The 10,738-nt window shown below is 48.1% G+C and carries 15 protein-coding genes; 1 reads left to right on the forward strand and 14 read right to left on the reverse strand.

What is annotated here, in order from left to right:
* Positions 1-78: 78 nt before the first annotated feature.
* The 12 genes from ACN0RV_RS18400 to ACN0RV_RS18455 form a co-directional block, all read right to left on the reverse strand.
* Positions 79-294, reverse strand: coding sequence for a hypothetical protein (locus ACN0RV_RS18400; RefSeq protein ID WP_417349933.1), 216 nt, complete (start codon positions 292-294; stop codon positions 79-81).
* Between the two features lie 232 nt (positions 295-526).
* Positions 527-997 carry a GNAT family N-acetyltransferase gene (locus ACN0RV_RS18405; RefSeq protein ID WP_417349935.1) on the reverse strand — a complete coding sequence of 157 codons (471 nt, stop codon included), beginning with the start codon at positions 995-997 and terminating at the stop codon, positions 527-529.
* A 34-nt stretch (positions 998-1,031) separates the two neighbouring features.
* On the reverse strand, positions 1,032-1,415 hold the full coding sequence (locus ACN0RV_RS18410; protein ID WP_417349937.1) for a hypothetical protein: 384 nt from the start codon (positions 1,413-1,415) through the stop codon (positions 1,032-1,034).
* Positions 1,416-1,852: 437 nt separating this feature from the next.
* Positions 1,853-2,305 (reverse strand): energy transducer TonB, encoded by a 453-nt coding sequence (locus tag ACN0RV_RS18415; protein WP_417349938.1) that lies wholly within the window; start codon positions 2,303-2,305, stop codon positions 1,853-1,855.
* 81 nt (positions 2,306-2,386) lie between these two features.
* On the reverse strand, positions 2,387-2,689 hold the full coding sequence (locus ACN0RV_RS18420; RefSeq protein ID WP_417349940.1) for a hypothetical protein: 303 nt from the start codon (positions 2,687-2,689) through the stop codon (positions 2,387-2,389).
* Between the two features lie 113 nt (positions 2,690-2,802).
* Positions 2,803-3,141 carry a hypothetical protein gene (locus tag ACN0RV_RS18425; protein ID WP_417349942.1) on the reverse strand — a complete coding sequence of 113 codons (339 nt, stop codon included), beginning with the start codon at positions 3,139-3,141 and terminating at the stop codon, positions 2,803-2,805.
* 421 nt (positions 3,142-3,562) lie between these two features.
* Positions 3,563-3,853 (reverse strand): low molecular weight protein tyrosine phosphatase family protein, encoded by a 291-nt coding sequence (locus ACN0RV_RS18430; RefSeq protein WP_417349943.1) that lies wholly within the window; start codon positions 3,851-3,853, stop codon positions 3,563-3,565.
* 39 nt (positions 3,854-3,892) lie between these two features.
* Positions 3,893-4,525: a hypothetical protein gene (locus ACN0RV_RS18435; protein ID WP_417349944.1), complete on the reverse strand. Its 633-nt coding sequence runs from the start codon at positions 4,523-4,525 to the stop codon at positions 3,893-3,895.
* 105 nt (positions 4,526-4,630) lie between these two features.
* Positions 4,631-5,071 carry a hypothetical protein gene (locus tag ACN0RV_RS18440; RefSeq protein ID WP_417349946.1) on the reverse strand — a complete coding sequence of 147 codons (441 nt, stop codon included), beginning with the start codon at positions 5,069-5,071 and terminating at the stop codon, positions 4,631-4,633.
* Positions 5,072-5,597: 526 nt separating this feature from the next.
* Positions 5,598-5,975 carry a hypothetical protein gene (locus ACN0RV_RS18445; RefSeq protein ID WP_417349947.1) on the reverse strand — a complete coding sequence of 126 codons (378 nt, stop codon included), beginning with the start codon at positions 5,973-5,975 and terminating at the stop codon, positions 5,598-5,600.
* A gap of 109 nt (positions 5,976-6,084) precedes the next feature.
* Positions 6,085-6,288 carry a hypothetical protein gene (locus tag ACN0RV_RS18450; protein ID WP_417349949.1) on the reverse strand — a complete coding sequence of 68 codons (204 nt, stop codon included), beginning with the start codon at positions 6,286-6,288 and terminating at the stop codon, positions 6,085-6,087.
* A gap of 643 nt (positions 6,289-6,931) precedes the next feature.
* The gene (locus ACN0RV_RS18455; RefSeq protein WP_417349951.1) at positions 6,932-7,426 is read right to left on the reverse strand and encodes a hypothetical protein; all 495 of its coding nucleotides are present in this window, start codon (positions 7,424-7,426) and stop codon (positions 6,932-6,934) included.
* A 529-nt stretch (positions 7,427-7,955) separates the two neighbouring features.
* Here ACN0RV_RS18455 and ACN0RV_RS18460 point away from each other — a divergent pair.
* Positions 7,956-9,083: an IS110 family transposase gene (locus ACN0RV_RS18460; RefSeq protein WP_417349952.1), complete on the forward strand. Its 1,128-nt coding sequence runs from the start codon at positions 7,956-7,958 to the stop codon at positions 9,081-9,083.
* 368 nt (positions 9,084-9,451) lie between these two features.
* On the opposite strand, the gene ACN0RV_RS18465 is transcribed toward ACN0RV_RS18460, so the two are convergent.
* Positions 9,452-9,724 carry a hypothetical protein gene (locus ACN0RV_RS18465; RefSeq protein ID WP_417349953.1) on the reverse strand — a complete coding sequence of 91 codons (273 nt, stop codon included), beginning with the start codon at positions 9,722-9,724 and terminating at the stop codon, positions 9,452-9,454.
* Positions 9,725-9,946: 222 nt separating this feature from the next.
* On the reverse strand, positions 9,947-10,249 hold the full coding sequence (locus ACN0RV_RS18470) for a hypothetical protein (protein WP_417349955.1): 303 nt from the start codon (positions 10,247-10,249) through the stop codon (positions 9,947-9,949).
* Positions 10,250-10,738: the final 489 nt, after the last annotated feature.

Below are 10,738 nucleotides of genomic sequence, written 5' to 3' on the forward strand. Positions count from 1 at the left end.
AGCCAGAACCAAACTACTGATGTCATTCCAGCTTCCTGTCAAAGCGCTTACCTCTGCAGCGGAGTCACAGAGCACGATTCAGTTGCAGGCACAGGCCAGTTGACCATTTTCCTGCACCCACTCGGTGTAGTTACCCTCTCCACACTCATGTTTGATGATCTGACAGCTGCCAGCATTGCGAGAGTATGACTTGCCGGTCACCATCTCCAACAACATATCCTGGGTTTGCTGTTCAAAAGGCTGAGAGGAACATCCCACCAACAACAGACTGGGCAACAGCACTAGATATTTCATTGATTCATCCTGAATTCAATTAGTTGAAGCGAGGCCGCAGTAACCTTGATCATATCAGTGACTGTAGCCAAGCATTGCCAGTAACTCCAATCTTCAGCCCCATTACCCCTATCATCAGCCACCGGCCTGCCCGGCTGCGGCATGAGTACGCGGCAACAGGGCAATATAGCCCCAGTGGCAGTACCTGAAAGAGCCTGCAGTCTTGGTTTTGCCCCTCCGTTTCACGGTTCTCTTAATCCAAGATAGAGAGCTTAAAGCCTTCGTGACTGGCGACAAAACCCAACTTCTCGTAGAAGCGGATGGCATCCGGGCGCTGCTTATCACTGGTCAACTGCACCATAGAGCATCCCTGCCGACGCGCCAGCTCGATGGCGTGTTCAAACATCTGCTCGCCGCAGCCTTTGCCCCGATACTCAGAGGCGATGCGCACCCCCTCCACCAGACAGCGCCAACTGCCCCGATGCGTCAGATAGGGAATAAAGGTGAGCTGCAACATCCCCACCAACTGTCCCTGGCAGGTGGCCACCAGAAGCAGGTTCTTGTCATCCCTCTCTATCGCATCAAATGCCTTGAGGTAACTCTCAGGCAGGGGATGTACATTGTGCTCTCGTTGTTGCCCCAGGGCATCATCGGCCAGCAGAGCGACCAGCGCCTCCAGGTCGCCCTTCTCGGCGGGCCTGAACTGCAAATCCAATTTACTCATTTCAACGGATACCTCGTTGATAACGGGCAGAAATTCAATCTGACCATGCTTCAAACCGGTTTTCAAAATCAAACACCTGATAGGGCGGAACCTGGCCGTTGAGCATCACGGGAAGGTGAATCTCGCTGCGATCACCGCCGTCGCACTCTGGTGGCCACACCATCCAGCTGACATGGTAATACCACCAGCCATTGGGGCCGGAGCGCTTCAGGGCACAGGCATCGAAGCTTGGCTCGGCGCAGGGATAATCAGCGAGCATCTCAGCCAACGCTTCGCTGGAAGCCGCTATCGCCGCCCTGGGGGCAAGTGGCGGAAACGGTGCCTCCTCTGCCCAGGCGGGGGTGTCCGCCCCCTGTTCAGGCCCAAATGAGAACTTAAACAGCAGGGTTTCAAAATAGTAGGAATAGAGTTTGATCATGACGACTCCTCACTCGACGCCCCATAGTTCCCATGCCTCAGAGCAGCCTAATGGTGTCCACGGCGGTTCAAAAAGCCATCCGCCTCGGGACTCAAGTAGAGATAGATACAAAAGAAGGCCCAGAATATCAGAAGCAGCGACGGCACCAACACAGCAAACCGGGTGATCAGCTCAGTGGCAGGCTCGACGGATGGGCCAATGACTGCTCTGGTCAACGCAATCAATGAGACGAGCACTGTGAACAGACATGAAATTCTGAGCGCTCGCTTGGGAATGGTTTTATCCCACATAACACCTCTATAAACAGAAAAATTGGCGAACAACACGGACTGAATAGCAGCCCTGCTCCACCACCAAGACTGTGGTTCCGGAGAATCTCGGAAAGTGATACCGCTCGGCACGATTACGAGCTGCTCATAAGCGGTTTCCACGCAGACTTAAAGGCGGCAACCAAGCTGGGCCTGTTGTTTACAGTACTGCTCAACCTGTTCTGCCGACTCTGCACCCATACAGAAGTCCAGTCTTACCAGCCTCTTCTGTTCAGCGGTTTTATCGGTCGCCGAGACAGGAACCCAATCCCAGTTGCGCACCATCTTCCTGCCGTAGATTCCCAGCTCCCGCTTTGGAATCGATTCGACAATCTCTACGTTCTCGGTTTTCCCCTCATCTGAAATATCAAAAGAGAGCACAGTACAGCCCCGCCCCTTTAGGCGTGCCAGCTCGATGGGGAACAGCACTTCCTCTTCCGCGTTCCGCTTCCATTTGGCGCCCTGGGCAGGCGCCAAATCAGACACCTGAACATCCAGGTACACTTGCTTATTTGTCGCACTGGCGCCAAAGCTCATTACTGCCGCCAAGGCCATCGGTACTAATTTCACAAACACCTCCATGTCAAAACATCATGCCAATCACCAAAAGGTCAAAGACGTCCATCAGTAGCGAAATTCGCTTTCCATTTGATTATTATTTGGTTATTGAGCCAGCCGCTTCTCTTTCAGGCTAAGGCGTTCATGAGAGCTGTATACCTGCTGCCTGACCTCCTGCTTTGTCAGATACGCATCCAGCTCCACAGAGAACAGCCCTGAAAGTGGGAAGATCTCCAAAACCCCTTCATCTTCCAGATTCGCCGACATCAGGGCAGTCTTGCCGGTAGCAATAAAGCTCTTATCGAAATCTCTCAGGTCTCCATCCACATAGAGCTTGGCCCCGCGTAACCATGAGTTGGTGACCCTGACATCGTGGCCCTTCACCTTGAAGTTAAACTCTTTTCTCATTCCATACTCCTTAAAAGAATGACTGCAATACTTAGATAAACTGGCGCCCTTCAAGAACTCTAGACGCCATAAAAATGTGGCTGTACTTTGCCGCTCTAGATATCAACCCACCTTCACTTCTGTTCGTTGGACTGATTCAAATAGCCTTTGAAAAGATAGCGCTCGTTAGAGGAGTCCGAAGCATGGTTGCGATAAAGCTCCACCCGAGCTCCCTCCAAAAACGGCGAGCGTTGCGGTAGTACAACCCGAACCAACCTTTCCCTATCAGGCACTCGGACCAGCAGATAGCGTGTATGCCCTTCGTCATGCAAAAACACGTGATGACCATCAACCACACCGGTCAGAATCTCTGTGTCTTGAACCTTGGTGTGAAACACAGACCACACACCGAAACCGAGCATCAAAACAACCAGCAGCAGCACGCCATACTTATGTCGCGTCACTGTTGCCATCTCTCTGTCCAGTACTCGTTTGGTTTCCTCATGCATCGCGTTAGAAAGTGCTCCATCAATTACTGCAAGCAGGCGTTAAACGACCACTATGGTCCGGCTGCAACCATTCGACTGAGTATTGTCGCTAGCTTAGATATACTCCGGTTCCGATAACTGATACCAAGGCAACAACCAAGCCAAAGAGCACAATGAAAGTTTCGTGATCTGCCAACTTTCTATCCTTAGGGTAGGCTCCCAGAGTCATGAGCCGGAGCGTACCAAACCCAATCCAGAAACAAAGGCGTTCACAAAAGCCTTCGATAATAACGGCCCTAACGAACCAAAGCAGTCCCTTGATTACGCCCTCTGACAGTTTTTCCATACATTCCCTTCTCTTATGCTCAGACATCAACAGCGGCATCACTCGGCAACCTAGTCTCTATTACAGTTGCACATGCTGAGACACCTTGGCCTTCAGCAACCTGATAAGTTCAGGGTCCATTCGCTGGTAGTTGTCAGGAATATCCAGACAAACGAGCTTTTTCCCTTTCAGCAACGCCTTAAACTTCCTGGACACCTTGCTCTTATGCATCCGCTCCATCACAAAGACGATGTCGGCCCACTCAATCAGATCGCCACTGACAACGGTATCAGCGTCAGAGTTGGTCCCGGCACCAATGGCGTCCACACCATCATAGGTACAGAACACTTCCTCTCCGGTAGGACTTCTCAACCGATTCTCACTACAAACGAACAGCAGATTCATACCACCTCACGGGTTAGACTCCTGGCTCTTATGACGCCTGCTAAGGCGTCGACTTTCTCGACCGAAAATGCAAAAGAACACGACAAAAAACGAAGCACAGGCCAATCCCAAAGCAACAACCGAATTCTGAACTCTGCTGTTGACGACCTTATTAACCTCTCTTGCCTGTTCGCTAAGAGATACTTTCTCTTGGAAACGTTCTTTGTCTTCTTCACTTGGAACGTACAACTTAAGCGTATTGTCAGCATCCAGATAGGTAATGGACTGACCGTACTCAACGTAGATTGACTGGGCGACTTGAAGACGCACCATAGGGCTGTCGTTACGCACCGCTTCTACAGATAGGTTTTCAGGCACACCTTGAGTGGGTATGGTCACCACTCTCCCAATCCCACTGGCACCGACAACCACCAAGGCGTTAGCGAAAATCACTACCAGGAAAACCGCCAAAAACAGACTGGAATACGCTCTGTTTAAATGATTACCCAGGCTCTTAGCAAAACCATAGGGCAGCAAAAAACAGAGGGCGCAGAACAACGGCCAATACACATACCAGGCGCAAAACACTTCAGGCATCATCTTCGCGCCGACAAAAGGCACAAGCCAAAGCGCCAAACAAACAGTTGCTAACTTACTCATAGAACAATTACTGACTACGACTGCAGCGCTAGCTCAGAGCCAACTCTCTGACTAACGGCACATACCAAAATTGTGATTGGAGAACAGTCAAAAACCCAAAACTTCTCAGACTTTAGTTGCCTCGAGTTCTGCTTGTTGTTCTTTCTTTGAGGCGGGCTCTTCAAACTGCTCCAGACCTTGGCCAGCAATGGGCTCTGCCGTCACCAAGTCGATCTTTACGGCGTTTTCGATACGAAAGATGATCTCTCCTGAGTTCTGACTGTCCCTGTACTCATGAACAAGATCGTCTTCTCCCCAATAGCGTACACTCTCGAGATAGATGAACCCACTGCTTACTTCGTTGTTGGCCATCGCTTCATACAGGGACTTGGAGATCTGGGCATAGTAATAGTACGACTCCAGATCATCAGTCTCCTCGCGTACGTTAAACTGAGCGAAAACCCAAACTTTCTCCCCACCCGCTAGGGACTTGGCAGTTTGAGCCTCATCACCTGGATTACAGCCAGCCAACGTTAGAACGATTAAAATGGTCAGCAGATATCTCATTGAAACTCCATTTTCCTAATAACGAACAACATATGATGATCAACCGCCCTCCGAGCGGCTTCACATAGATGACCTGTCTAAATCTCATCTTCGTATACATCGATAATATGACAGGACTGGAAGTAAACGGGCTGGTCGCAATGTACGCATGAGGACCCATAAGGGGTGTTATCTAAGCGGCCGACATAGTGATCAGCCTTAACCTGTGTCACTTCTACCCACATTCGCTCAACTGAGACTTCGTCCGAGCCCGCTTCCACTTCCATACTGAAAACTAACTTAACCAGGCTTCCTATCTTCAGTGATTCTCTGACACCCTTATCAGGAACCCAAAAGGTCTCTGGGTGTTCCTTATGACGCTCCTCCGCATCATCCAGGACGTAGTGATCATTTTCATAAGTAGGTGAACGCAAAACACAAACTCTACATTAAAAATCTTGACGGCTAGCCGCAGCGATTAACCAAGCGACTAGAAACTTACTTTGATAAAAGGAGACGTCTATCGGTGCCTAAGTCAATTGTTAAGCTATGCTGCTTTAGAAAAGCAATCCTTATTTTTGAAGTAATACACGGTATTCACAATCCAATACAATGGATTAAAAGTAATTGCCGTAGCCACAAACCATCCGATCTTACTCTTATTCAATACAGGAATTGATAAAATAACCAGTCCAAAACCAATTACCGCAGTAACGACCTGAACCAAATCGTAACCCTTTACAATAAGTTCGTATGCCGCAAATGCCACGGTTAGCGCTCCCTGAATTCGTACAATATAGCCAAACCAAGGGCACCAAAGGTAAGTGTTTTCCGTCGACTCGGGATCCGACTCAACCTTCTCAACTCTCTTGCAGGCCACAAAATAAGCCAGGATTATTGCTAGGATACTAAGAATCACCAACATAAACGACACTCCTTGAAAGCTAAAAATTTCTGTCCCATCTACCAACTACCTCGCTAAAGTCTAAGCGCCCCATTGTTGTCACCGTATCACCGTTCAGTAACAGCACCGCTTATGTGTCTTTAGCAAACAATGCAATTGTCAGGTTTATGCACAGTACGGCAGGAAAAAGAAAACCACCAGCAAAAAAAGCACCAACAAACGCCAGCCCCAAGTTTTCTATATAGTGAAAAGCATACACCTCGCCAGACACAACAATAATAGGAGCCAAATAATTAATGACATTTAAATAGGACCCTTCAATATCATTCGACATCTTTCTCGCGAACTTAAATGAGTACCAAACCGGCACCATCGGAAATGTGAGGGCCAGAAGCACTCCTCCAAAATTCAGGTCGTACTCTGGAGAATGATGTACCTGTACTAATTGGAAAACCAAGTATGCTAAGAAAACATACCTAGGATAATAAAAGTAGAGCTTCTTAAATGATTTCACTACATGCCCGTAAGAACTTAGTGCCGATATATTTGATTGAAGTGAGCAGTTATAATCAAGCTATTCTATTTTTGAGCCGCAATTATGACAATTGTCCTCAGGCCATCGCCAAGAAGTTAATAACAACCCACGCATTACCTGTCTAGCACCACATTTAGAACAACCCAATCTAAGTGCATACAGCATAACAAATATACCCCAGGACATCCCTAACCAGTAGGACCAATTGGACAGATAATAGAAGTTTGAATCATCAAAAGTGCTGGTCTTGTACCTGTGGACCACTGTAATAGTCACTTGAACGAGCAATATCACAATAAGCCTGAGCTTATACTTATTCATATTAAAACCCTTGGATGGCTAACAGTCCACTTAGCGGCTAAAAACAGTATTTAGCTAAAATTAGCCAAGCACAAGCAAAACCAAGCGCTTTGCATTCGATTATTAGTCTACTTGTTAAGAATCAATTATCCGATCCCGTCAAGTTCAACTGCTCATCCAATTCCTTAAGCTCTTCTATCCGTGCTCTTTCTTTTTCGATCAAGAATATTAGGCGTTCTTTTCTAGATTCAACAACCTGACTCCCCAATTCCATATTCCGCTGTATGAAAAGAGGCGTTTGTTTTTGATATTTCTTAAAAATTGGTAAATCCATCATTTCCTTGATTTCAACCAATTCTTCATATGTGAATAATTCCATCTGAATTCTAGCGCAGCCATGTATAAACTCTTCCGACTGGAATGTCTCTCTATAAAATGTCTCAAAAGCCCCTCTAAGCATAGCAATGTTAGGATTGCTTTGAATTTGAGCTGTTAAAAGCCCGTTTATCATCTGGTCGAGCTCTTCGCCTTGAGGAATTGCAACAGTATCAAGAGCTGCCTCGAAATGTTGCTGTTCGTTCCCCATAGAACTAAATGAAAACATGAATAATGAAGCAATTAATATTCTTTTCAACATTGGGATTCCCATTAATTTCTAACGCTCTACTTTAGGGGAGCAACTTGGCTGGCTAAAAACCCGCCTACAGTGCCTTGTTAAGTTCCGACATCACTTATTAGCTTGGTCGCTGAGATTGAGGTCACAATGCTTACACTTGACGTCTAACGGCCAATAAAAACTCGACCAACCCAGAAACTCTGGCCAATCACATTTAGGACACCGTTTGTATAGCGCTAAATTGACATTTATGGCAAAAGCGCTCACCACACCTACGCCAAAACACACTAACGTTACTATCTCACCGAATAGAGCACCTAGTGATACCCCAACAATGATCGTCATTGGGATTGTCGCAAAAAACACAATCAAAGCGAGGTTCCTCTGCTTAATTATTGCGCGGCATTGTTGACTGAGACTTATCTTCATAGGAACTTAGACATCATGATTCCCTGTGCAAAGGTCGACCTCCTGCGTTTTATCGTGGGTTAGTAAAACCAGAGCCACACTGTTTGTTGTATCACGCAATCAAACACAACAGGAGGTCGACATGATTAAAGCTAACACACTTTTTGTCGGACTGGATGTGCACAAGGAAACCACGGATGTCGCTTTGATTTCCGATTCGATGGGTGACACCGTTCGCTACTACGGCACCGTTCCCACCAACATTAGGGCCTTCGACAAGCTGCTGAAACAGCAGGCGACCAAGGCCAATAAACTCTGTGTTGTCTATGAAGCCGGCCCTTGCGGCTTCTGGCTCTACCGCCATCTCAATAAGCGCGATATCGACTGCTGGGTCATTGCACCTGCTCTCATCCCAAGAGCTCCTGGCGATAAAGTGAAGACCGACAAACGCGACGCGTGCACCTTGGCACGTCTGGCTCGCTCGGGGGACATTGCCCCCATATACATACCTGACGCCAGAGACGAGGCCATTCGCGATCTCATTCGCTGTCGCGAGGACGCCATGCTGGACCTGCGCCAAGCTCGTCAGCGGCTCAAGTCGTTTCTACTACGCAATGGCCACCCCTGTAGCGGTCGACAAAACTGGACCGACGCCTATAAGCGCCACCTGGCTGACATCCACTTCTCCGAGCCAGCACAGAAGATAACCTTTCAGGACTATATTCACACCGTCACCGAGCGTTACGAGCGCCTGCAACGCCTCGAACTCGAAATGGAGACCCTGGCCGAATCCTGGCGCTGGTATCCCTTGGTACAGCAACTCACGGCGCTGCGAGGCATCCGCTTCCTGTCGGCCATCACCCTGATGGCGGAACTGGGGGACCTGCGGCGTTTCACCAACCCCAGGCAGCTCATGAACTTCGTAGGGCTAACCCCCAGTGAACGTTCAAGTGGTACTAGGGAAAGGCGCGGGAACATCACCAAATGTGGCAATACCCACGCTCGGCGCATCCTCATTGAAGCCGCCTGGGCCTATCGCTTTAGCCCCAAAGTCTCCCGAGAAATGCAGATACGTCAGCAGCACCATTCTCCCAAACTGCAACAACGCTCCTGGGAGGTACAACTGCGCTTGTGTGCCCGCTTCCGGCGGTTGCAAGCACGAGGCAAGGAGTACAACAAAGTGGTCACCGCCGTGGCCAGAGAGCTCACGGGCTACCTGTGGGACATCGCTCAGCGTTTTGAACCGGATCGACGTGTCCACATAGGCTGACAATTTGGAAAACCATCCTGGTGATGCAGACCGGCGGCAGCGGTGAGAGCAACCCTCGAGAGCGTTAGGCGTTTACACGCGCGCACATAGAATGAGGCAAGGCTCCAGCGGCGCAAACAAGTAATGCGGATAACCAAACCCGCGAATATCAGCAAGGTCAACCGCCGAACATTGACTTGCCTAAGGTCTCTCACCAGGGTGTCCAAGCCGGCCTTATACGGCCCGGCATGGACAGATCTGCGCCTATTGACAGGGGGAATCATATCAACGCTCCACTTAGCGGGAGAAGACTGCCCGGCTATACTCCGCGAGGTACGAGCGCAGCCGGGCTGGCTGAAATCCGCCTACAGTGGCTTGTTAAGTGCTAACTACTCAAATCTTAAATGACCTTTTTGAGAAATTAAGGTTCGCTGGGGAGTAATCATTGCCCATTCAGGATCACCTTCAACCGTGGAAAATGAACACACCCAAGTATCACCACTCAGCTCCACTTGTATTTCAGGAAGCCTAGCTTGAAATGTGACACCGGAGACAATCAGTCCATTTAATCCTGCAAGTTTTGAGCTGATATCACTGTCATCGGACCAACTACCAAAGTAAATTTCTTTGCCTTTCTCAACTCTCCAGCTCCACTCGATCATGATAGTTAGATCTTCGACCTCTAGGAAAATAGCGCTCCCATGCCCTCTGCGAACTTCTCGAACCACTTTTCCTATGTATGGCGCTATGAATTGACTTATGTCTGATTTAGAAAGGTTATGCATATTCACCAATGGCATTTAACGCCTAATTAACAGGCAAAAAACAGTTGGTTAAAATTAGCGACGAAGGAGCAAAACCAACTGCTTTTTGTCCTTGTTTAATTACTTGTTAGCAGTACTGTTTGCTAGGGTATTAACTTTACCCCAATCAGTTGTTTTAACTAACAATCCCCATGTATCACAATGCTTTTTGATCCAAATTAGCTCTTGAGTTTGAGCTCCAATTAGCACGCCAACAAAAATAAACTTAGTTGCATAAGTAGCTACACCTATAGGCTTCCAGAAAATGACTAATAGAACCAAAGCAAATAAACGAAATAGAATTAAGGGTATATGCCTTTTAAATTGTGATTTGTAAGTGAAATCAGAGTCTTTATACTTCAGAAGCCTTTTATACGCATCCATGTTCAACATCCTGTGTACTGCTAACGCTCCACTTAGCGGGAGCAGACTGCCCGGCTATACTTCGCGAGGCACGAGCGCAGCCGGGCTGGCTGAAATCCGCCTACAGTGCCTTGTTATATACACATTAACTGTTTGGACTAATTGGATTTACATCATTTTTCAAAACTAGAATGCAGAGAAAAATCATCCCTACTGGCGGAATAAAGCCTAGAAGAGATCCAATCACACCTGTGAGAACTGGCGTTGTCGTCTTCTTTCGGCCGAGTAAGTAACTCAGTAATCCTATGACAATCATACAAATGAAGATCACTTGCCCCATGAAGGTGGCATTAATGCTCATTGAACCATCCTTGTGTATATAACGCCCCACTTAGCGGGAGCGGGCTGCCCGGCTATACTCCGCGAGGCACGAGCGCAGCCGGGCTGGCTGAAATCCGCCTACAGTGCCTTGTTATGTTTTAGCTGTATTTTTCTTCTTCAGACTGAAGG

This window comes from Ferrimonas sp., assembly GCF_048263965.1.
GTDB lineage: Bacteria > Pseudomonadota > Gammaproteobacteria > Enterobacterales > Shewanellaceae > Ferrimonas.